Origin of the sequence: Paenibacillus sp. FSL L8-0502, from assembly GCF_038593055.1 — a bacterium.
GTDB classification, from domain to species: domain Bacteria; phylum Bacillota; class Bacilli; order Paenibacillales; family Paenibacillaceae; genus Paenibacillus; species Paenibacillus polymyxa_D.
The window spans coordinates 5,719,106-5,740,619 of record NZ_CP151958.1; the positions used below are offsets into that span (position 1 = coordinate 5,719,106).

The 21,514-nt window shown below is 44.0% G+C and carries 21 protein-coding genes and 1 pseudogene; 5 read left to right on the plus strand and 17 right to left on the minus strand.

Annotated elements, in window-relative coordinates:
• Positions 1–108: 108 nt before the first annotated feature.
• On the minus strand, positions 109–1,908 hold the full coding sequence (locus NSQ57_RS25085) for a hybrid sensor histidine kinase/response regulator transcription factor (RefSeq protein ID WP_342425470.1): 1,800 nt from the start codon (positions 1,906–1,908) through the stop codon (positions 109–111).
• Between the two features lie 100 nt (positions 1,909–2,008).
• Complete coding sequence (locus tag NSQ57_RS25090; protein ID WP_342426142.1) at positions 2,009–2,596, minus strand: sensor domain-containing protein; 588 nt, start codon at positions 2,594–2,596, stop codon at positions 2,009–2,011.
• Positions 2,597–2,940: 344 nt separating this feature from the next.
• Here NSQ57_RS25090 and NSQ57_RS25095 point away from each other — a divergent pair, with 344 nt between their 5' ends.
• Positions 2,941–3,111 (plus strand): hypothetical protein, encoded by a 171-nt coding sequence (locus NSQ57_RS25095; RefSeq protein ID WP_342425471.1) that lies wholly within the window; start codon positions 2,941–2,943, stop codon positions 3,109–3,111.
• A gap of 372 nt (positions 3,112–3,483) precedes the next feature.
• On the plus strand, positions 3,484–4,905 hold the full coding sequence (locus tag NSQ57_RS25100; protein WP_342425472.1) for an MDR family MFS transporter: 1,422 nt from the start codon (positions 3,484–3,486) through the stop codon (positions 4,903–4,905).
• Positions 4,906–5,040: 135 nt separating this feature from the next.
• Here NSQ57_RS25100 and NSQ57_RS25105 read toward each other — a convergent pair whose 3' ends face one another.
• The 3 genes from NSQ57_RS25105 to NSQ57_RS25115 all read right to left on the minus strand — a co-directional run bounded on the left by NSQ57_RS25105 (position 5,041) and on the right by NSQ57_RS25115 (position 7,917).
• Complete coding sequence (locus NSQ57_RS25105) at positions 5,041–5,643, minus strand: class I SAM-dependent methyltransferase (RefSeq protein WP_209950106.1); 603 nt, start codon at positions 5,641–5,643, stop codon at positions 5,041–5,043.
• A 215-nt stretch (positions 5,644–5,858) separates the two neighbouring features.
• On the minus strand, positions 5,859–6,392 hold the full coding sequence (locus NSQ57_RS25110) for a YceI family protein (protein WP_209950107.1): 534 nt from the start codon (positions 6,390–6,392) through the stop codon (positions 5,859–5,861).
• 190 nt (positions 6,393–6,582) lie between these two features.
• Positions 6,583–7,917, minus strand: a complete 1,335-nt coding sequence (locus tag NSQ57_RS25115) for an SMI1/KNR4 family protein (protein ID WP_342425473.1) — start codon at positions 7,915–7,917, stop codon at positions 6,583–6,585.
• A 158-nt stretch (positions 7,918–8,075) separates the two neighbouring features.
• Here NSQ57_RS25115 and NSQ57_RS25120 point away from each other — a divergent pair, with 158 nt between their 5' ends.
• Complete coding sequence (locus tag NSQ57_RS25120) at positions 8,076–8,456, plus strand: hypothetical protein (protein WP_165145499.1); 381 nt, start codon at positions 8,076–8,078, stop codon at positions 8,454–8,456.
• Between the two features lie 67 nt (positions 8,457–8,523).
• Here NSQ57_RS25120 and NSQ57_RS25125 read toward each other — a convergent pair whose 3' ends face one another.
• From NSQ57_RS25125 to NSQ57_RS25150, 6 genes and pseudogenes are all read right to left on the minus strand, one after another.
• Positions 8,524–9,054 (minus strand): hypothetical protein, encoded by a 531-nt coding sequence (locus NSQ57_RS25125; protein ID WP_342425474.1) that lies wholly within the window; start codon positions 9,052–9,054, stop codon positions 8,524–8,526.
• A 142-nt stretch (positions 9,055–9,196) separates the two neighbouring features.
• Positions 9,197–9,838, minus strand: coding sequence for a hypothetical protein (locus NSQ57_RS25130; protein WP_209950110.1), 642 nt, complete (start codon positions 9,836–9,838; stop codon positions 9,197–9,199).
• 34 nt (positions 9,839–9,872) lie between these two features.
• A complete protein-coding gene (locus NSQ57_RS25135) occupies positions 9,873–10,433 on the minus strand; it encodes a DUF4303 domain-containing protein (protein WP_209950111.1) in 561 nt (186 codons plus the stop codon).
• Positions 10,434–10,536: 103 nt separating this feature from the next.
• A complete protein-coding gene (locus NSQ57_RS25140) occupies positions 10,537–12,501 on the minus strand; it encodes a TetM/TetW/TetO/TetS family tetracycline resistance ribosomal protection protein (RefSeq protein WP_209950112.1) in 1,965 nt (654 codons plus the stop codon).
• A gap of 454 nt (positions 12,502–12,955) precedes the next feature.
• Positions 12,956–13,245 (minus strand): annotated as a pseudogene (locus NSQ57_RS25145) (class B sortase); the annotation flags it as partial.
• 34 nt (positions 13,246–13,279) lie between these two features.
• Positions 13,280–15,001 carry a hypothetical protein gene (locus tag NSQ57_RS25150; RefSeq protein ID WP_209950113.1) on the minus strand — a complete coding sequence of 574 codons (1,722 nt, stop codon included), beginning with the start codon at positions 14,999–15,001 and terminating at the stop codon, positions 13,280–13,282.
• 136 nt (positions 15,002–15,137) lie between these two features.
• Here NSQ57_RS25150 and NSQ57_RS25155 point away from each other — a divergent pair, with 136 nt between their 5' ends.
• A complete protein-coding gene (locus NSQ57_RS25155; RefSeq protein ID WP_209950114.1) occupies positions 15,138–16,394 on the plus strand; it encodes a DNA cytosine methyltransferase in 1,257 nt (418 codons plus the stop codon).
• A 218-nt stretch (positions 16,395–16,612) separates the two neighbouring features.
• Here the strand turns inward: NSQ57_RS25155 and rlmH are convergent, their stop codons facing one another.
• On the minus strand, positions 16,613–17,092 hold the full coding sequence (gene rlmH, locus NSQ57_RS25160) for a 23S rRNA (pseudouridine(1915)-N(3))-methyltransferase RlmH (RefSeq protein WP_209950115.1): 480 nt from the start codon (positions 17,090–17,092) through the stop codon (positions 16,613–16,615).
• A 161-nt stretch (positions 17,093–17,253) separates the two neighbouring features.
• Positions 17,254–18,105, minus strand: a complete 852-nt coding sequence (locus NSQ57_RS25165) for a DNA-binding protein (protein ID WP_209950116.1) — start codon at positions 18,103–18,105, stop codon at positions 17,254–17,256.
• A 192-nt stretch (positions 18,106–18,297) separates the two neighbouring features.
• Between NSQ57_RS25165 and NSQ57_RS25170 the strand changes: the two genes are divergently transcribed.
• Complete coding sequence (locus tag NSQ57_RS25170) at positions 18,298–18,642, plus strand: helix-turn-helix transcriptional regulator (protein WP_209950117.1); 345 nt, start codon at positions 18,298–18,300, stop codon at positions 18,640–18,642.
• Between the two features lie 81 nt (positions 18,643–18,723).
• On the opposite strand, the gene NSQ57_RS25175 is transcribed toward NSQ57_RS25170, so the two are convergent.
• The 4 genes from NSQ57_RS25175 to NSQ57_RS25190 all read right to left on the minus strand — a co-directional run bounded on the left by NSQ57_RS25175 (position 18,724) and on the right by NSQ57_RS25190 (position 21,336).
• Positions 18,724–19,212: a DinB family protein gene (locus NSQ57_RS25175; RefSeq protein ID WP_209950118.1), complete on the minus strand. Its 489-nt coding sequence runs from the start codon at positions 19,210–19,212 to the stop codon at positions 18,724–18,726.
• 28 nt (positions 19,213–19,240) lie between these two features.
• Entirely contained in the window at positions 19,241–20,176 is a 936-nt protein-coding gene (locus tag NSQ57_RS25180; RefSeq protein ID WP_342425475.1) for a helix-turn-helix domain-containing protein, read from the minus strand.
• Positions 20,177–20,298: 122 nt separating this feature from the next.
• A complete protein-coding gene (locus NSQ57_RS25185; protein ID WP_013373879.1) occupies positions 20,299–20,466 on the minus strand; it encodes a CxxH/CxxC protein in 168 nt (55 codons plus the stop codon).
• Positions 20,467–20,571: 105 nt separating this feature from the next.
• On the minus strand, positions 20,572–21,336 hold the full coding sequence (locus NSQ57_RS25190; protein WP_342425476.1) for a class I SAM-dependent methyltransferase: 765 nt from the start codon (positions 21,334–21,336) through the stop codon (positions 20,572–20,574).
• Positions 21,337–21,514: the final 178 nt, after the last annotated feature.

Here is a 21,514-nt window from a genome sequence, read left to right on the forward strand (position 1 = left end):
GACTCGCGCTTTTTGGCTCATCTCGCCCATTCGAGGATGTTATGGGCAAGCAAAAGCCAACCGATAAGGGCACGGTACTAGCAGGCACCTAAGGAGGCGTACCGAAAGTTATTCCAAAAGCCCTGCCTCCCGGGCCTTTTGCACTGCTTCCTCTCGGTTGCGAACCCCCAGCTTCAGATAGACCGATGACGCATAGTTTCTAACCGTACCATCGGATAAATACAATTTGGAAGCAATGGTTTTATATCGCAGTCCTTTCGACACGAACTGTAAAATTTCAAGCTCCCGTGAAGTTAAATCATAGGTCGCGGCCACTTTGGTTGTCGACGGAACGTCTCCGCTCTTCGCGGCTTCCAGCTGTGCAAACAATTTGTGCGACATCTCCTGATCGATCAGCGTGCCTCCGCGATAGACCGTGCGTATTGTTTCGGCGAGCTCTACCGGCTTCATCGACTTCAATAGGTATCCGTCCGCTCCGCTTCGCAGCGCTTCCAGAGCCTGTCCAGTATCTTCGAACGTGGTGAGAATCAAGATGCGGATGTGGGGCCACGTTTGTTTTATGGTACGGGATGCGGAGATTCCGTCCAGGTTCGGCATGTCCAAATCCATGAGCACCAGCTGAGGCTGAACCTGCCTGCACAGTTCGATGGCTTGCTCGCCATCTTCTGCCACCCCGACGACTTGCAAATCTTGCTGCTCCTCGAGAAGAGTCCGTAGACTTTCACGGATAAAAGGCTGGTCATCGACGACCAACAGACGGATGACATCATCCTTAAGCTCCGTTTGTCGTGGCAGGGTGCAGGTAACGAGGGTGCCTTCGCCCGGTTGGGTATAGACGCCAACATGACCTTGCAAATTCATCGCTCGCTCTTTCATGGCGTTCAAGCCGAAACCATCCCGTCCATGTTCCATCCCACGGCCGTTATCTTGAATTTCCAGTCTCGTCTGCTGAGGCTCGAATTGCACCGAAACCGTAATCTCCGTCGAGTGTCCATGACGCACGGCATTCGTCAATGATTCTTGCAAGCAGCGATACAGCGCTATCTTCGCTTGCTTCGTTACAGGGTAATCCTCCCCGAAGGCCTGGAAACGAACCGACACCTTAGCATGCTCCTGAAACTCCTCTGCCAGCTTCCGCAAAGACTGAAGCAGTGGGAGTTCTTCATGCGACGATTCGATTTGATGCACATAGCCTCTCACTTCATCCATATTTTTCCGGGCCAGGTTCAATAGGGAATCGAGTCGTTTCGTTCCTGTATCCGTTTCTAGCTCGGGGCGCAAGGTTTCCAACCCCATAATGAGGGAAGTGTACGCATGGCCGACGGTATCATGGAGCTCTTTGGAGAGCCGATTCCGCTCTTCGGCCAGCGTGATGCGCTCGATTTGGGACAAGTACTGCTCCAGCACCGCATTTTGCTCGCGTATAATTTCACTTTGACGATGATTGACCATCAATAAATGGAAGGAAAATCCGAATGCATAAGCCGTCCCGAATTGAATGGTCATAATCCAAAAATCAATCTGCTCTGCAAGCAGCTTAACTATAGCGGGTAGGAGCAGTATGGATAAAGGACCTGACCAAAGATATGTTCTTTGTTTGCTATTAGAGGCAATCAAAAATGCATATACCAGGAATGTGAGGTAGGCTTCTGGAAAGAACAAAACTAAATACAGGCAGAGCCCGCCCGGGATCACAATCTCGGTAAGCAGGTAGTATCTATAATTGAGCTGCAAGCACAGCCAGGGAACGGAAAAAGCAATAAGCTGCCAAAACACAAGAACCCAAAGCGGCAGCGTGAAATGAGCTTGCCGCTCTATGATAGTGAGCAGGAGAGAAGTACTGCAAATCAGGCGGATCATAAGCATGAACCAGTCGTACCAGAACCACTGCTTTACCATATCGAACAAAACCATCAACCCCTAAGAACTATCAGTATGACATTACGTAACTATTATAGAGCAGATCATCATCCAACAATACTTTTAAATCCAGACCGGGACATTCCGGCTACCGGTTCACACTCTTGATCATAAGACGGGTGTAGCCTCCTAGCATGCGCGTGAAGCTGTTCGCAAGCCTGTAGCTCACCATAGTGAATATGACTCCTGAGGCCGAAACCAGTACGGATTTTATCACAGTATCTATAGGTACACCCATAAAATAATAATTAAATAGCGGAAAGAGGAGCGGGGTCGCAATCATTGCGAGTGGAGTTATATAAAGCAAGGCTGCACTAATGAGGCTTAAAATCCCCACCGGAAGCTTCAGCATCAGCCAGCCGATAGCGATCCAGTTGCGCCGATTTAGCAGCTCCTTCCTTGCTTGAAGCCAGATAGAGGCATCGGTGTTTATTGGTTTAACGTAAAGCTCTGTGGTAATATCCGTATAGATCTTGGTCTGTGTGCGTTCAAATTGCAGGAAGGTGTTTGTAGTTCGCAAAATGCGAGTAATCAGAGGAACGCCCGCGACGGTAAACGAAAGACTCAAGCCTAATGTAAGAGCGACCAGATAAAAGCAAAAGTAAAACAATCCGGTAGCGAAAGTAAGCAGTAGGAAATAGCCATTTTGAATAAAGCTGACGACGGTTCTTGTCATCAAAGAGCTCACATCCTTTACAAGTAGTCATCGTATCCTACGGCTCTTGATGTCAAATCCGCCAGTGCCATAATGTCATATGACACAAAGCAAAAGCGGTCTGCGAACCTAATGGGGAAAAACAACAGTAGTTACTGTGTGTACGGCAATTTTGGATCGCACGGCTAAACAAAAACTGCCCACCAAAAACTTAGAAGCTTGAAATTTACACTATCCATATATTGAGCTTGCCATTATTAATTGAATAACATTTAGAGATACGTAGAAACCTTATCTCTTGACATTTTATGGAGAATACTATATATATTCAAAGCCAATACGAAAGACAGGAAGGGAGGATCTGCATGCACAGAGTGATCAAAATCAAATTTACGCTCTTTTACGGTGAAGTTCCTGAAACAAAATGTTATGGGTACTTGGAGTTGAATCAGGATGGCAATATGATCGCGCTCTACAATAGGTACGGTGAGGAAATAGACATGTATGGCGGACATGAAGTTGTTAGGGTAATTTGATGACCAAGACCGTGATAATTTTTATTCTTTGTTAGAAAGTGATGGTGTAGGATAATCTGCACGATAGGCTGACGATTCCAGTGCCAAGGCACTACGAAAAGTCAGCCTTTTTGATTTTATTTGCCTTATAGAGTTGACCGGCACGTTATCATAATCCCCTAACCTCATCTTGTCAAGAAATAATGCGCGAATGAGCGACACCGTGGTGGAGCCCCCCTTATGCTTTCGAAATATGAATGAATTTCCGAGTATGATGGGCAATTTCACTTTTTCCAATTAATCCCACTTCACGTAAAATGATCTTCAAGGCGTTGCGGGTTAAGCGATATACAAACAATGGACGGAACGTAATGAACAATCGGGAGGTAGAAGATGGACAATCAGGATCAAGATGCAAGAGGAATGAAGAGAGGGGCAATATTAACCGCTCTACTCATCGGTACATTTGTCGCGTTTCTTAACGAAAATTTACTTACCCATGCGTTTCCTGCGTTGATGAGAGAATTTAGCGTTGCTGCTTCGACCATACAATGGTTATCGACGGGATATATGCTCGTGATCGGTGTACTGGTGCCGGTGACCGCATTACTACAGCAATGGTTCACGACTCGCCAGATGTTTATGTCTGCGATGGCGTTATTTTTAGCCGGTACCTGCTTGTGTGCAGTATCCCCGGGATTCGGAATCTTGCTGATGGGCAGGGTTGTTCAGGCTTGCGGGACAGGATTATTCATCCCGTTGATGATGAATACGATTCTCGCTCTCTATCCTCCAGAACGTCGGGGTGCCGCCATGGGTCTCATGGGGCTGGTCATCATGGTCGCCCCTGTCATCGGGCCGGCTTTGTCTGGCTTAATTATCGATACCTTTCAATGGCGATGGCTGTTCTACATGGTGATTCCTGTCGCACTGTTTTCGATGATTTATGCATTCGTGTACTTAAAGAATGTGACAGAACTGACCAAGCCAAGGGTCGATCTTGTATCCATTGTGATGTCAACCGTCGGTTTCGGCTGCGTCACCTATGGCTTCAGCCAAACAAGTGTCTCTCTTGAGCCAGAAGGTTACGGATCGATTGCAATAGGTAGCCTTTTCTTGCTCTTGCTTGTATGGCGCCAGCTTAAGATCAAAGAGCCGTTGATCAATCTTTCCGTATTCCGGCATTCCACTTTTTCTCTGGTTGCGGTATTGATTGTAATTCTGATGATGGTTCTATTCGCCACAACAACATTGCTGCCGTTCTATATGCAGGATGTGATGAAGTTGACAGCATTCGCGACAGGCTTACTTCTAATGCCAGGTAGCATTTTGAACGGAATGCTGATGCCGGTATCGGGGAAATTACTCGATAAATTCGGGCCGAGACTCGTCATTGTGCCCGGACTATTCCTGATCGCCATATCGTTGTGGCTGTTTACCGGCATCGACAGTGATACAACACAAGGTTCCGTTCTGTTCAATCATATCCTGTTATTCTTAGGCATGTCATTCGTCGTCATGCCGGCTCAGACGACAGGATTGAATCAACTTCCACGTCACCTGGTTCCTCATGGTACAGCCATATATAATACGCTCCAACAGATTGCAGGGGGAATTGGCATCGCATTGTTCGTCGGCATCATGTCGTCTGGAGCCAATCATTATCTTCACCATTCGCTCAATCCCACTGCGATGCATGAGAAGACACAAAGCATGGTTTCCGGTCTACAAACGGTTTTTTGGATTGAATTTATTCTGGCAATACTTATTCTGGCGCTGGGTTGGTTTATAAAAAAGCCACCTGAACATAATTAATTCATTACTAGGCACAGATTGAATCATAAGTTTAAAACCGTACAAGAAGCATGGGCTGTCTCATAAGGGGCGGCCTTTTATTTCGTTGTACCTTAGAACCGCTAACTATAAGGAGAGCTGATTTCTGCCTAAAGTTTATTTTCGAGAATCAAGGATAAACATAGATGCATCTTGTCCCATGAATATTTTACTTGCATTATAAAAAGTTTTGGATTGAATATCTCTATACCCTATTTTAGTCATAATGTCAGCCAGCTCTTCTTGATTAAACCCGTTATGAACTATATCTGAAACTACTTTTTCATTTTTATTAAAATCTACGATTAGTAAATGTCCTCCTTCATTTAGAACATCAAATAATCTGGATAAAACAAATTCAACATCATGAATATGGAGCAGAACCTGAGCCATAAAAATATAGTCCGCATGTAAATCCGTTAGACCTTCCTTTTCAAAGTCAAAACATAATGTATCTGCATTCTGAATGTGAAGATCAGTAATTTTTTGCTTTATTTGATTAATCATGTTTTGTGAAGTATCCAGAAAAAGCATAGAATTAAAATCATTTAACAAGCTCATTCCGACAAGACCTGTTCCACACCCAAAATCAATAGCATTCTTACTATTAGCGTCAACTACATACTCACGAATGGCATCAGATGATGCCTTTGCAATTTGAATTCTTTCAGAAGTGTCATATACATTAGCTATCATTTCAAACTTATCCGTATTTCCCATGATTACCTCCCCAATCCGCCTTAATAAAAAACACAACAATATAGAATGATATTCTATCGAAGCATTTGCATTTAGTCCACATTCTAATTCATGCTTATGGAAAACAAAACTGTTTTGCTTCAAAATTTCCGCCCTTATTTGTGATACGGTTCACCGCCCTACCTGTAACGGCAAGTTTAAAGACCACCCCGCTAAAAGGATGGCCTTTAGGACTGCTATTCTATTCTAATTGCCTCGATATAAAGCTCGATTCTCACTTCATTTCCGACGATAACCCCGCCTTTTTCCAGAGGCGAGTTGAATGTCAAGCCAAATTCATTGCGGTCAATACTGGCTGTTGAATGAAATCCTACACGTTCCCGGCCACGAGGGTCTTTGTTTAGTCCTTCAAAAAAGGTATGAAAAGTGATGGGTTTGGTTACTCCATGCAGAGTTAGATTGCCCGTAAGTTCATATTGCCTTTCGCCAGCAAGGACGCAGCTGGTGCTTTGAAACGTAATGGTTGGATACTTGGCTGCATGAAGGAAGTCGTCACTCTTCAGGTGTTCATCTCGTTGCGATTGGCGAGTTGTAATACTATTTGCATCTATGGAAGCCTGAATACCCATGGTTTTTAAATTGTTGGGGTCAAAACTCAAGATCGCTTGGAAATGCTCGAATACTCCTTTAATTCTACTAATCATTAAATGCGTCACCGAAAACTCGACGGAGCTGTGGTCCGGATCAACTTCCCAATTGATATTTTTCATGAATAAGTTCCACCTCTATAATAAGATTTTGAGAAAGGCCGCCCCCTCTCAAAGCACTGCGATATTCGCATACTCCTAATATACAAAAACGCTACTGACAACGGGATGTCAGTAGCGTTTTAGCATTTTTTCGGCTTCCTCGTAAATCCGATTTCGTTTACATTTTATGGATAATGCATGTACGCCTTCATTACGATTCGTCTTTGTCGAAATAATCATCTGGCAAATGCAGTTCTCGCAAACAACCGATAAATTTTTCTCTGAAATTCGGATTGCTTTTGTATTTCGGCCATACCTCCTTATAGTAAGACAGCAGCTTCTCATGTGGAATAATGCCCCAGTATAAAATCAAGTTATTCAGAACCTGCGGGCCGCCCCCCATCAACATCTGTTCAATGATCTGCCAGCTTCCCAGCTTGTTTTCGCAACTGCGCGCGGCATAGATGGCAGTGGTATGCATTTTCGGGTCGGCGTGACACAAGAAAGGTGCAAAGTTCTGGAGCGTAATCGCACCGTACTCTTCCAAGATATACCCTGCATAACGCAACGTTTCCGGGTCGTGAATCCGGTCAAGCCTTTGCAAGATCACTGGAATAAACTCCGTTAAATCCTCAGTTTTACTGGTAGCGTGCAGAATCTGTAAAGCTTGCAGAAAATCCCCGTGTTCATCCGATTGCAACAGCCCCAGAAGATATTTTCTACCCGTGTCAAAAGAAGTTTGGCAGATGAGCCAAATGGCTGTGGTCCGATTTTTGGGGCTTTGCTCCGCAATTTTTTTCAAAAAAGCAAGGGTTAGCTGAGAGACTTTCTTAAACTTGAACATTCCATCAAGCGCTTTGGCTTGGATTTCTTCGTTTGGAGCGCTCTGATAAATCTGGATCAGCGCATTCTCATCACCCGGCATTCGACTGCCAAACCACCCGATATCATAATCCAGAATAATTTCATCCAGCCAGCGCTCGTACCAGTCCAGAAAGCTGTCTTCATAGACAAAGAAAAAAGGATGATCAGGATGAAAATCGGAGGTGTACACAATTCTCCCCCTATATTTCCCCTCAAGTACGAGATACATGTCGTATTCGCAGCCTTGGGTGCCTATGCACAACATGCCGCCCAACACCTTATTACAGGTGTCGTCGTATTCCTCATCGGGAATGTCCTCGTCCTTGGTCAGGGGCTCAATTAGACGGTTCCATTCCTCTTTGGTCATCCCGGGGTACAGAACGGATTTTGCAAGGAGCGCTTGGCACTCGGTGTAGGAAGTTGCCTTTCCAATTGAATATATTCCATAATAAGGTCCGGCGCCTCCATTGCCGATGTTCGTTAAAAACAGCGCATAAGGCTCAGGAAGTGTGACCTGATTGTGGGCTTGCCAGTCCGCCAGTTCTTTTGCTGTAAGCTTCTCTTTAACCCTGTATTGATGTGAGGATGATCCAAACACTGAGAAATCCGCGTCTTTGCGCATAGCTTGGCTCAGTTTGTTTTTTATTCGATCCATTTGCGTTTCTTTCTTGCCAAACCACATATTTGAACCCTCCTGTTGACCATAGCCAGGTTTCCTTTGTTTGCTTATCCAGCAATTTTATTATTTTTTCTATGGGACGTACCTCTTTAAAGTGTTATGTATCTAGAGACTCATCAAACGCAGCTCATTTTAAACAACATATCGTGAGGGAGAAAATAATGAAAAGCCAATTAAGAAATATTACGGTCGACGGTTATGCCTTCGTTTATTGGTACTCAGGCGGGTCTCGCTTCATCCTAAACCTATCTCCGAAAGAGAATAAAAACATCAAAATCACGCTCATCTTTCAGGCGAATCCTCCTGAAGAAGAGCCTCATACTTTTTGGTCCTTTTATGACATTTCAGCCCAAAATAATGAAATAGAAACTGTCATCCATCTAGGTAAACCCAAACATATTGCTGAAATCATCTCTTTCTTGATGGCAAAACGACAAGAACTTTGGGTCCAGGGGAAGCCTCACGTTCTGGATCATGCCTGGGATTTACTAAAGGAAATGGGCTATTCCGAGTTAAAACCGATTTGGATTAGACAGTGGTAGTGATAATGGTTTGTGGACTAGCCCCCTTTGACCACTCAAAGGGAGCTTACAGTTCACAGATATACGATTATTCGTTATCCGGCGTGGCCGGACTGGCCGGGGGCATCAAGCCTTTAACGGCGCCGAGAAACGGGCGAATGGACTTGATCATGCCGTAGCCCATCTTCACGACCGGGACAAATTTCTGGATCATGCCGAACAGCCGCAAACCGCCGCCGAGCATACCGCCAAGCCCTCCTGCGCCTGCAGTGGAGCCGCCAAGGCCGCCTAACAGCGAGCCCATCATCGGCAGGAATGCCGACACCTTGGCGTCCGGCTTGCGGGAGCGCGAACGGCCAGACGGTTTACGTGCGCCGCTTTTCCGGTTGCCGAGACGGACGCCCGGGGCATGCGAACTGGCTCTGCGTTTGAGAGATTGGGAATTATTTTGCCTCCCGGAAGAAGCGCGTGGAGGAGCCCCAGCACTGGCAAGTATCAACCCGCCGCGATTAACGTCGGTGATGTAGCCGACGTAGGTCTCTCCGCTGTGCAGGGTGACACAGACCGGACGGCCTTGAAATTTCTTAGCCCGTGCACGCATCTCCTTCGATTGTGCCATGGAAGTTCACCTCGCTCACTGATTATAATTCAGTTTACGCCAGGGGCGGGCTGCCTGCTTGTGCGAATAGGACATACGCACGCCAAAAATCGCTTGGCGGGCTCACCGCCGTTCAAGTCCTCCCGAGGATCCCCACGCTATATCAAGAGAATTGCCAAAAACCCGCTACTGGATGTTGTATCTCAGTCGTCCCCATTTTGGCAAAAATATATAGTGATCCAAAACCAAAAGGATAATTGTAATCCTCTTGAAGCAACGTTTCGGGGTAGCCATCTTCATCTACCTGAAATAAAAAAGAGAATGACTCCTCCCTCAGCTTCGCAAAATAATAGTCTTCATTTTGAATAAGTCTCGGGTTTCCGCCTACTTTGATCAAATAAGGCTGATCCATCGACTTTTCGTCATGGCTTAGTTCCCCGTTTGAAATTACATGCTTTATAAGACCCGGGTTAGTAAACATATCTTTGACGCTTTCAGTCGAAATGGGATGCTCAATCACCTTGATCGGGCAATTAGGATAAATGTTATTTTCCAAATACTCCTCATAGTCTTCAGGGATGAAGATCGAAATCATGCTCTCAGGTTTAAAGGGATGGACGAGGCTCAAGTAAAAAACATATTTTGGGTTACCTTCTTGGATGAGGTCTTCTTGATCATCAAAAAATTCGGGTGCATTCCCGCCGATCCAGCCTGCACTATGTTCGTTCGATAGAGGCGATCCCGCATAATAAAGAATACAATCTGTTCTCTCAACTAAAATATTCATTTGATTTTCCGTAGGCATTTTACAACATCTCCCTCAAGAAACACGAATGCCCTCACTCCGCCGCTTCCGCCAACCATGCTTGCATTGCCGGAGACTCCGCCTGATTCAAACGCAGGGCGATTTCGGTGTTGATCTCATCCGGCGGCATGACCTCGACAAGGACGCATACAGCCTCTCGCGGTTGATTCAAGGCAAACACGCCTTCATTATCGAGCATTTTCATCGCCAGCTCCATGGCCTTCAGCCTCGAATCAAATTCACGATTCCATTCATCAGCTTCAAGCTCCGCAATGGAAGGACGCTCCATAAATAATTGTTTAACATCATCGAAGTCCTCCTCCTCGTAACAACAATAGGGTGAATCGGCATAAGACCATTTGATGAGTTCCGCAATCGTTGATCCCGGCGTGTCGCTTTCGTCTCCTTGCCTGGCCGCTTCCCTCTCCAAGGCCTCCCATGACCAGGCGGAGATGCTTGGCGCATGTCCCTCTCCAGTAGTAAATAGCGTGCAGTAATAGTAACGTTCGCCGTTTTCAAAAAGAGTACGAAAGGACGTCCTAGCCACCTCGGCAATCTCCGCCGCCAGCGCTTCTATTCCTTGCGTCGGTTTCACGACAATTTCTCCTTAGCCCTATAAAATATATCTTATTTCCATTATAAAGATTGTTCACCCTAAATCTACCTACTATTCACCTGAATCCTGGAAATATGTGCGATTAGGGTTCTAATTCAAGGTGCATCTTGGCTTCCGCCTCATCCCATGGCACCGAGTAACCCGCCCCCTTGGCGCAAAAGATAGAGGAGGATGTATACAATGGGTCTGCCTCTTTGCGGTAGCCCATCCGCTCTATGACTTCCTCCGTATTATGACAGCGGTCGTAGCCGCTGAACACGCAGCGGATACTGCCTCGTCCATGCGTAAAGGATGCAAATTCGGCACTGTAGTTCATGAAAGTCGACACGGGCACCCTGCCCGTGACCACCGCTTGCATTCCGGTTGTCTGCGGCGGATTAAAAGTACCTGAAGCACGCTGAATATCGGACAGCACCCTGCCCATTTCATCGATAGCGACCTTGATTTTAAAATCGTAAAAGGGCTCCAGCAGCACGTTGTCCGCCTTCTCCAGACCCTGCCGTAGTGCTCGAAAGGCAGCCTCACGAAAATCGCCGCCATGGGTATGTTCTTTATGCGCGCGTCCCCTCAGCAGCGTAATGTTCACGTCGGTGACCGGCATGCCGGTCAGCAGTCCGTGATGCTCCCGTTCATAGAGGTGATTCCGAATCAAATTCTGATAGCTGACATTCAGATCATCGGCATGACATCTGCTATCGAGCATGATGCCGTTGCCCCTTGCTCCCGGTTCAATCAGCAGATGCACTTCCGCATAATGCCTGAGCGGTTCGAAGTGGCCGTACCCTTTCACAGCCGATTGAATCGTTTCCTTATACAAGATTTCCGGTTGTCCAAAAGAGATAGCAAAGCCAAACCGCTCTCTAACAAGCTGCTCCAGCACTTCCAGTTGAATCAATCCCATGACGCGGATAGAAATCTCCTGCAATTTCTCATCCCAAACGACGTTCAGAGACGGTTCCTCCGCCTCCAGCGTGCGAAAAGCACCGAGCACCTTCTGTACATGTATTGAATTGTCGAATAATACCTTGGACTGTAACGTCGGCTCCGAATCGTAAGTTAACTTGTCTGATATCGACCCAAGGCCTTGCCCAGCTTCGGCGGCGGACAAGCCGGCAACCGCAAACAAATCGCCGGCTTCCACTTGTTCCACCGGCTGCGATTTAAGGCCGTTAAACAAGAAGAGCCGCGTAACTTTTTCGTCATATTGAACCCCGCCGCTCTCGTAACTAAGCTGTTCCCTCACCTTCAGCCGACCACCCAGCGCCTTAATGAACGTGAGTCTCGCTCCGCCTGCATCGTGCCGAATTTTATAAGTCCGCCCCTGGAACGAAGCATTCTCGTCATAAGTGGTTGTTGTCAGCAGATGCAGCTGATCCAGAAACTCAACGACGCCTGTATCCTGAAGTGCAGAGCCGTAAGCACAGGGGAAGAGGAGACTCGCCGCTATCATCCTCTGCAGGGCCTCCAGCCAGAAGCCGGTATCCTCTCTCCCCTCCAGGAACGCTTCCAGCAAGGCTTCGTCCCGCTCCGCCATGCACTCCCGCAGCGGCTCGCCGACTATGCCGTCAGCGAAGCTCTGTGTAATGCAGCATACATCCCCCGTCAACTGCTGACGGATATCCTCCTCGGTTCTGCCTGCATCCGCGCCGATCCGATCCGTCTTGTTAATAAAGAAGAACGTCGGAATCCGATGCTTGCGCAGCAGCTGCCAGACCGTCTCCGTATGGCCCTGGACACCTTCAACTGCGCTTACAATCAGGATGGCATAATCAATGACCTGAATCGTCCGCTCCATCTCCGGGGAGAAATCGACGTGTCCAGGCGTGTCTATTATGTAATAGCTATCTCCCTTATATTCTATTACCGCCTGATCTGCGAACACCGTAATGCCCCTTGCCCGCTCGATGTCGTGGCTGTCCAGAAACGCATCCTGATGATCCACCCGCCCCCGCGACCGGATACTGTTCGTATGGTACAGCAGCTGTTCCGCAAAAGTTGTCTTACCTGCATCCACATGGGCGAACAGGCCAATCGTTAGTCGCTTCATAGAATCCCACTTTCAACGCTTCTTGTTGATACTGCTCATTTTATTAAAGCATAGAAATCGGAAGAGTGGGTAGGAGTTGGTTTTGAGAGGGTCTTTTTTCATAGACAGAGGATAAATTTAACGAGTTACATTTATGTTGAGTGATTTCTCCAGATTAAAATATAATTAATATACTAATGCTTGAACGGAACCTTGAAACTGATTTACCGCTTGCATGAAAGAAACTTCCCTCAAACATACCTTTAAAGTGAGCTTGGCAAGTTCAGAGATTGATTCGGTGATTTCAGAGTACCATCTCGAATGCAGTCTTTACGGCCATCGGAGTTAGTAAAGCGGATTATTAGTTGGTTAAAATTCAAAGTTATTAACTCAAAATTGCGGGAACGTGGCTCCCCAAAAAGTAATCGAAATTTAAACCTCGATAGCGATGACTACAATTAGGAGAAAGCTACTCCCGAACACTAGCATGCTCCTTATAAAAGCTTTCTTTCTTGTACTTCATCAAATCTTTAAACATCAAGCCGCTTTCCATGTGATGCCCGTGAATCAGCAAAATGTCCGAGGCGTTGATCCAGCTGTGCTCGTCCAAAAAGGGGAAGTCGCTTTTGCTTTTCTTTTTATCGAAATCATAATTAAGATAGTACTGCGCATCCTGTGGATTCTGTATGACCGGGTACTAAGGGTGCCGTCAATCTTCAGCCAACCGACGATGTCCGGGTTTCTCTCGAAATTCAAATCATTGAAATTCATTTCCCCTCCCTTCCAAAAGTAATATATATTACTTTAATCGGTACTCTGATGTCAATTTAACTGTAGACCAGCCATGGTTTTGCCCGCGACTAAACTTTACACGAAGGTTAATTGCCTCCAAGTCATTATGCCAAGCTAGTTTATTTTGAATTGCTGTAGGTGTTTTTATGTAGACGGTTATATTACCATCAATTTTTGAATGTTCCTTACAAATACTCACATTGTCATCATAGAATGTAACTGCCAACATAGCTTTGCCAAGGAGATTTTCGATGCCCCTTTTTAATTGTTCCTGTGTTGCCTCTTTTAGTTTTAACCCAAGTTCTGCAGCTAAAACTTCTAAACTCTCTTTATGATTTAACTCACCTATTTGGAATTTTGATTTTACTTCGTTTACTACAGGTTCCAGAGTGCCTATGTTAAAATATGTTGGACCAATTATTGTTCCGATTCCTGGGTTCTTAGTAGTAATGTTACTATTTCTTTTAGCTAGGGCTTTTAGAGAAATGCTTTCAACAATATACTCTTTATTGACTATCAGAATTAGCTGCAGATCACCAGTATCAAGCCTGTCATTAATGTAACTTTCAGGAACTAGCTCAACGCTTTTTATTTGGAAATTATTATATTTTTGTGACAATTTTTCTCTTATAACTGGAACGAGGGAAGAAGTTGAATTATATAACTTTTCTAACACTTGTGGTTTCACAAGTGAATAATACTTCCTCATCAACTGAACACATTCATCTGGTTCTACCTGTGAAACATTAGGGAATTCTTTCAAGAAATAGAAGTAGGTAATAGCTTCGTGGCATTTTCCAATTGCATTACTACTGTTTGAGTTATGTGTATATTGATGGTTGTTTAATAAATACTGCATTTCCTTTACTGTAACAAAATTAATTTCTTCTTTTTCGGATTCATCCGGAAATTTGTCATAGCTTGCAGCGAGCTTTATTGAAGAAGTTGGGCTACTTTCAAATTTAAACCTTAAAGTTAGTGCTACTTCTCCATACTTAATCCCAACTGCATTCTTTCCAGATTTATATATTTGAATATCGCTAAATCGAGGTGTACCTGGATCAAACTGTTCTACATTAACATCATTTTGGGTTTTACCATAGCTTGTTATAATATTAACGTCTTCTGTCATAAAAAAAACATTATACGCATGAAAAAAGCCCTCATTTCTTTCGTTGTAGAAATCCTTCAGCAAGGAGAAACATAATTCTCTTAAATTGTATAAAAATAAATCCCTATATGGGTTAATTTCATCTGTAAATTTTGGGAAGTACCCAGATACCAGTTTTTTTAATTCCTTTATATCTTTTACATAATGCTCCCCTAATTTTAACTCCACGAGTTCATTTAGAAAGTTTTGGTATTTCATCTCAAATAGTTGATTAAACTTCAATTGCAGTCTTTCAGATAAAAAATATTTTGAAAAGAAGCTTTTTGCCCCAGGGTTTTTTTGTTGAATTCTACCGCCTTTTCTAACAAGAAAAAGATTAACTGATATTGTTTGGTTGCTATTAACATACAAAGTCAAATCCTTTTCCTGATCAGGATTATTTGTGTCAAATTTATACTTAACAGACTCTATATAAGGATAAAGATTTGTAATATATAGTACAGTTTGAGTAACTGTTTTTGGATAGTAATCAATGGATTCGTTCTTTATGTATTTAAGCAGGGCTTGATAAACATCTTTAACATGTTCATCCCCAATAAGTCTAGGATTCTTTTTCATAAATCTTACCTCCCAAATATTATAACTTAATTACATTATACTGTTAATTAATTCCTATATAAAAGAAAATACTGGCCTTATCACGTTGTAGATGTTAGAATAAAAGTAGATTATCATCTTTAGGGAGGTATGGGTAGTGAAAGTTGAAGAAAGAGGACGAGCTAAATACCGACCTTTAAAAGATTACGACTCAAATGAGGTAAGGCAACTCCTTCTAGAAAAAATTAAAGAAGAACAAGAAACAATTCAAAATATAAAAGATGATTTTGAACTACCTAACTTGGATTATCGAGAAGATAAAATAAATGTAATTAGCTTATTCTCAGGTTGTGGCGGTTTAGACTTAGGACTAGAGTTGGCGGGACTTGCTGCAGCTATTGGGGAAAAGGAGGCCCTCAGAGCTTTTAAAGATAAGGATTGGTATAACTCAGTTAGAGAGGAAAGTATCTTCCATACAATATATACAAATGACCTTTTTAAAGAAGCAAATGAATCATACAAGTTAAATTTCCCTCCAGTATTTCAACAACAACTAGATATACGAAAAGTTAAAGAATTTCCAAAGGCGGATTTTGTCCTTGGAGGATTCCCTTGTCCTGGGTTCAGTGAAGCTGGTCCACGATTAATAGATGATGAGCGAAATTTCCTTTATATACATTTTATCCGTTGCCTTTTTCATGCAAAACCATTTGCATTTATTGCGGAAAATGTAAAAGGTATGCTGACGTTAGGTAAAGGTGAAGTTATTAATCAAATTGTGCAGGATTTTGCATCTGCTGGTTATAATGTAAAATTCAAATTGGTTAATGCTAGAGATTACGGTGTACCACAGTTGAGAGAAAGGGTTTTTATTGTTGGAATCCGAGACGATTTGGATTTTGAATATGACTATCCAGAGCCGACCCACGGTAAAGGAAAACTACCCTTTGTAACATTAAAGGACGCAATTGAGGACCTCGAAATAAATCCTGGAGATTGGTTTGAAGGAGGATTTTCGCCAATTTACTTATCACGAAACAGAAAGAAAAAGTGGATTGAACAAAGTTTCACAATTCAAGCTTCTGGTAGACAAGCACCTTTACATCCTGGCGGTCCTGAAATGATAAAGTTAGAAAAGGATAAGTGGAATCTTCCTGGAGATGAATCTCTACATCGCCGTTTATCTGTAAAAGAAATTGCTCGTATTCAAACTTTTCCAGACTGGTTTATATTTTCCGATGGAAGAAACACAAATGTACAAAAAAATAATAGACTAGACAAACAATATAAACAGATTGGGAATGCTGTACCAGTTATGTTAGCAAAGGCGATGGCAATTCCTTTAGCATATTGGGCAAAAAAAAACTTAAAAGTGATTAAAAAAAATAGTTCTAGTTCATTAGTTTTAATATAGTCTTTTATAACACCTTACCACTTTCTTCGTAAGGCGTTTCTATTTCAATATTCTTTTAAATTCGTTTATTAAAACAAATTGCCCTTTGATGTAATAATCCATTATTTCGTAAATTACTAAGGCAACATCCATTATAGAGGTGTTGCCTTGTTTTATTTTCAACTAGATACAAGAATACTTCTTATATTTAAATTAGAGCAACAAACAATAAAACTCATTTACTTATGGTACGGTTCCCCCCGATTAATCTTCACCGCCCGATAAATCTGCTCTACCAGCACCAATCGCATCAGCTGGTGAGGCAGGGTCATTCTTCCGAAGCTCAGCTTCTGCTGGGCGCGACGGATGATTTCGTCAGAGAGTCCATGGCTTCCGCCAATGACGAAGACAACATGGCTTGTACCGTAGGTGCCGAGCTTGTCCAATTCCTCTGCGAGTTCCTCGGAGCTCCACAGTTTGCCGTCGATGGCAAGCACAATGACATGTGCTTCATTTTTCACATGAGCAAGGATGCGCTCTCCCTCTCGCTCCTTGACCTGTCGAACCTCCGCTTCGCTCAGTGTGTCAGGAGCCTTTTCATCGGCTACTTCGATCATTTGAAACTTGATGTATGGCCCCAGCCGTTTAGCGTATTCCTGAATGCCCATGACCAAATACTTCTCTTTTAACTTCCCCACACCTATAAGTTGAATAAACAAATTCCATACCCCTATCTATGTCGAATGATAATGTAAAATCGTAATTACGATCCCTAACTTAAAAACATACCTGTAACATAGTTATTTTAGCACCTGAAACGTCTCTTACCTATCTATTTCCTCTCCACTACGAGCCTATTCCCTGTTCAGATTATAGCGGATCATTCATTTATGCTCTTCACAATGAAATGCCTATCCGTTTCATATTCATCAAGACACTGCACTAGCATCTGCCGATATTCGCTGATTTGTTCAGCTTTCGCAGACTCGCGCAGGGACTCAAACAATGCTGTACATTTCTTGAAATTACGATCGTTACCCGACTGATCGGCTAGTTGCATCGCCTGCACAGTAAGCTTCACCGCATCCTGTAACCTATCATACTTCCGATAGTACAAAGCCAAATGAAAGCAGTAGCTATAATAGTAAGATACATTCTCTGCATCTTCATAATTCCCGAATTCATCAATCTGCTCTGCAAACGTATGTAAAATATCCCCTACATCCAAATGATACATAAGCGCTGCCTGTAAAATGGTATTCAGTCCCGGTAATATTTCCTCTAGATTATCCTGCAAAAAGGCTACGTATTCCTCGATCAGCTCTATATTTCCAGACAAAATATCTACTGCATATAAATTAGTTTTGGCTAAAAACCTGAACTCCTCGACAACCTGAATGTCTTCTTCCTTTAAATCCTCCATCCACCCCAGCTCAGCATACTTATAGATACACTCCCTTGCCTGCTCATATGTACCCTGGTTCTGGTGAGCCATTCCACACATCAGGTGACTGAGCCCGAAATAATATACCAACGGACGTTCTAAATGGACATGCGGGATGGGTAATTTCATTGCTTTATGATACTGCCGTTCTTCATAGATACGCTGTACACATTGGTACAAAATATCCGCCGTCTCCATCACCTTTTTCCAGTTTTCAAAAGCCACAGCCATCTCTAACATTTCAACAATGATGTCCGGTTTGAGTGATTTCAGGATAGAAGTTCGCAAAGAGGGTTCCTCCTTTAAAATGACTAGGATAAAAAGCACTCGCTCTTAATATATTCCTTTGTGAAACTCCAAATAAGTAGTACAATAAATTAACTATAGTACTTAATCGCAGTTTTTTCAATAAATTTTACCGCCTTTATGTCTCTGCTAATTACATCGATACTCTCCTAACCTTTAGGAGAGGTGGCTAATATGACAAAATTACGGAATTCGGTTGGAGAAAGAATTAGAACGATTCGGAAGGCTAAGGGATTAACACAGCAACAACTTGCGGAACTTTCAGGATTAGATGATGCATATATTGGATCGGTAGAGCGTGGCGAAAGAAACTTTTCTATTGATACCTTGGAGAAAGTGTTAACTGCCTTAAACGTGTCTATCAGTGAATTGATGTTTTCCAAAGAACATATGACTAAAGACGAAACGATTCGGCAAGAGGCAGTAGATGAATTTGTCGCGTTGACCAGCAGATTGAATGAGGAGCAAATCGGCATTCTCAGACGAGTTAGTAAAGAAGTTTCACGCGCGTTCGACTAAGCCATTCCCACCCTAAAAAGCCTTGAATAAAACAAAAAAAGAGCACCTCACAGGTGCCCTCTAAACCTTTTATAAAAATACTTAAGCATACAACATAAAAAAGCTCACTTCATGCCCCAATTGCTTCAAATAATTATAGATCTGCGAACGGTGATGGAACACATGCGTCACGGTCTCGATCTGCCATTGGACCTGTAGATGTCCATGCTCCATATAAAAGGCCTTCGTCGAGCGATTCAGATAATCTTCTTCGCTAAGCGATAGAATGTAAGCCTTATAAGCCTCAAAATTCTGCCTGAAAGTCGTAGCTAAGCGCTCGGGATCTTCCACCCCGGACAGGCTGCCTTCAATGCTTCCCACTTCACCCTCAGACTTCTCCTGCATAATCGCAAGATCCGAAGCAGGAATAAGCACAAAGTGATGTACTAACTCCAGTAGTGAGCGGAAATTTTCTTGCGGACGAAAGTTCCAATCCTCTGGGCGTATTTTACGGATCAAGGCTTCCCCCGTCCGTACTCCCGTCTCCAGCTCATTCAGCAAATGATCTCGAACTTGCAGCGTTCCACTCATATTCACATCTCTCCTTTGCCATTCTTGTTCATATTTTGAGTATAGCCGAAGCCTCTGGGCGTGTATTGTAAAAATCGGACAACCTCCGTAAATCCTTAGCTGCGGTAAGCGGGGAGTCTCCATAAAACCTGCGAAAATCGCGGATCAGATGCGCCTGATCGAAAAAGCTATGCTTCAATGCCATCTCCGTCCAATCCAGCCCCCCGCCGCTTTGGATACTGTGCAGAACGCTCTGGAAGCGGACGACTTCGCTGAACTTTTTGGGGCTGATTCCGATCCATTGCCCAAACTTACGGTTAAGCTGCCTTTCACTGATCGCCTCACGCTCCGCAAGCTCCTTAACCCCCACACTCCCACCGCTCATGAAGATGCGATGCAGCAGGTTTTTCATCAGGTCACAATCGTTCGTGCATTGGCGCAGCAGAAGCTGGTTAAGATACTTATCCATTATGCGCACCCGTTCATTAAAGTCCTGCGCCTCAAAAATACGTTCACTCATAACCCCTATGCTTTCGGGCCAGAGATCTTCCAAGCGATAATTACCGCCTGTAAACAAGTGAGTCGGCATCCCGTGAAAATAATGTGCCCCGCCCGGAAAAAATCGCACCGCAAAAATACGTGTCTCGGACCCTGCTTGTCTGGCAGACACAAATGGTTGCGTAAATGTCCCGCAGTACGAGAGTTCCTGACGCTTATTCACCGAATCGTATTCTAATAGAATATCCGTACAGCCGTCAGGTAATACCCGCTCCATGGTTTCTTCCTGCGGCAGGCTTAACAAAGCGGTGTCTTCGTACGAAGCTGCTAGATTCCCCTCTACCACCCTATTAGCCGGACCGGACTCCCAATAACAGGCCACGTAAGCTTTCAGCGCGGCAGACGGCTTTTGTTCGATATAATACGTGGACAAATCACTTCCATTGACTTGAAGCGGACGAAATAACGAATGCAGTAAAGGGTCCATCCATCGTTCACTCCTGTCTCAGTACGTGGTAGGGATAAATATAGCTCTATGTATGAGTGTTTTTGCAATAAGTCCTGGTATACAAAAAGGACGTTTCTGCCCGAAACGCCCGTGCTTGTTTTTTAGACGACCAAAAACTCGGCTTTCTTCTCACATTCCTTGCACTTCACTGGAGGGTCCCAATCCGAAAATTTCGTTTCCTTGAGATCGACGACATCCGGTGCATCCTCGTATTCATCGACGAACATATCAATTGCCAGTTCCACATGCTCTTTACATACCACGTACATTCCAGTTGCATCCCTTTCCGTTTGAAGCTCTTCCTGTTGTAAGTGTGTCAAAACTGCCTTCTTTTGTTCTACCACACTTGACGCGGAAAGGAAAGGGCTTGCCCACTATCCCTGACGTTTGGTCTTAAAAATGAGAAAATTACTGAGGTTCAGGTCTTCACGGAAATGGGGATATTTCTCCAGCATGTCAGCAGACGGCTTCGGTTCGATCATCCCATCCAACAACAAACCCGCCTCAACAATGGTCTGTACATAGCTGCTCAGCGTACGGTGAAAATACAAAAGCTTTTCCTCCTGATCATAAGGAATCGCTTGCTCCAATGGGCCTTCATTGAAATATTGACCCACTTTCCAATACAGCTTTTTCCCTGTCTCATCCTTCACCCATCCACTCTGCGGCGTCAGAAAGCACGGATGCAGAATAGAAAAAATAAAGCTGCCTCCCGGAACTAATAACCGCCGCATTTCGGCAATCGCCCGCTCATAATGAGCCAAGTCCTGAATGACCATATTGGACACGATCAGATCAAAGCTCTGGTCCCCGAACATCTCCAGCTTTTCCAGATTGCCATGGTGATATGTAATTCCCAACGTTGACGGCGTTCGCTCTTTGGCTAGCCTCAGCATCTCTGTCGAGTAATCGACAGCCTCTACCAAAGCACCCGCCCTGGCCATTTTCCGGCTTAGATAGCCTTCGCCACAGCCGGCGTCCAGCACTTTTTTGCCCTCAAGGGGTTCCATACAAGCTTGCAATGCCGGATTCAGCAGGACTTCGCGAGACCGATCCCCTTCCTCCGTGTACTTGGCCGTAAAGTTTTCTGCATGCATATCCCAGCGTCGAATGGCCTCTTCCGTGTCCCACTTATTCATATTCATCTCCTTCTTTCTTTTGTATTTACAAATCCGATGCTATACTACAATCCACGTAGGGCCATAGATTCTACACTCATTTCTGTATTTTTTCAATAATAACGCTTACAAATTTAAAATATCTAATTAACACATGATTTTTATATAAATTATACAGGTATTCCATATTCAAATAGTG

Excerpts from the sequence above, each read along its gene's own strand:
- NSQ57_RS25090 (WP_342426142.1), bottom strand. The coding sequence starts at position 2,596 with ATGACAAGAACCGTCGTCAGCTTTATTCAAAATGGCTATTTCCTACTG.
- NSQ57_RS25095 (WP_342425471.1), top strand. The coding sequence starts at position 2,941 with ATGCACAGAGTGATCAAAATCAAATTTACGCTCTTTTACGGTGAAGTT.
- NSQ57_RS25100 (WP_342425472.1), top strand. The coding sequence starts at position 3,484 with ATGGACAATCAGGATCAAGATGCAAGAGGAATGAAGAGAGGGGCAATA.
- NSQ57_RS25105 (WP_209950106.1), bottom strand. The coding sequence starts at position 5,643 with ATGGGAAATACGGATAAGTTTGAAATGATAGCTAATGTATATGACACT.
- NSQ57_RS25110 (WP_209950107.1), bottom strand. The coding sequence starts at position 6,392 with ATGAAAAATATCAATTGGGAAGTTGATCCGGACCACAGCTCCGTCGAG.
- NSQ57_RS25115 (WP_342425473.1), bottom strand. The coding sequence starts at position 7,917 with ATGTGGTTTGGCAAGAAAGAAACGCAAATGGATCGAATAAAAAACAAA.
- NSQ57_RS25120 (WP_165145499.1), top strand. The coding sequence starts at position 8,076 with ATGAAAAGCCAATTAAGAAATATTACGGTCGACGGTTATGCCTTCGTT.
- NSQ57_RS25125 (WP_342425474.1), bottom strand. The coding sequence starts at position 9,054 with ATGGCACAATCGAAGGAGATGCGTGCACGGGCTAAGAAATTTCAAGGC.
- NSQ57_RS25130 (WP_209950110.1), bottom strand. The coding sequence starts at position 9,838 with ATGCCTACGGAAAATCAAATGAATATTTTAGTTGAGAGAACAGATTGT.
- NSQ57_RS25140 (WP_209950112.1), bottom strand. The coding sequence starts at position 12,501 with ATGAAGCGACTAACGATTGGCCTGTTCGCCCATGTGGATGCAGGTAAG.
- NSQ57_RS25150 (WP_209950113.1), bottom strand. The coding sequence starts at position 15,001 with ATGAAAAAGAATCCTAGACTTATTGGGGATGAACATGTTAAAGATGTT.
- NSQ57_RS25170 (WP_209950117.1), top strand. The coding sequence starts at position 18,298 with ATGACAAAATTACGGAATTCGGTTGGAGAAAGAATTAGAACGATTCGG.
- NSQ57_RS25175 (WP_209950118.1), bottom strand. The coding sequence starts at position 19,212 with ATGAGTGGAACGCTGCAAGTTCGAGATCATTTGCTGAATGAGCTGGAG.
- NSQ57_RS25180 (WP_342425475.1), bottom strand. The coding sequence starts at position 20,176 with ATGGACCCTTTACTGCATTCGTTATTTCGTCCGCTTCAAGTCAATGGA.
- NSQ57_RS25185 (WP_013373879.1), bottom strand. The coding sequence starts at position 20,466 with ATGTACGTGGTATGTAAAGAGCATGTGGAACTGGCAATTGATATGTTC.
- NSQ57_RS25190 (WP_342425476.1), bottom strand. The coding sequence starts at position 21,336 with ATGAATAAGTGGGACACGGAAGAGGCCATTCGACGCTGGGATATGCAT.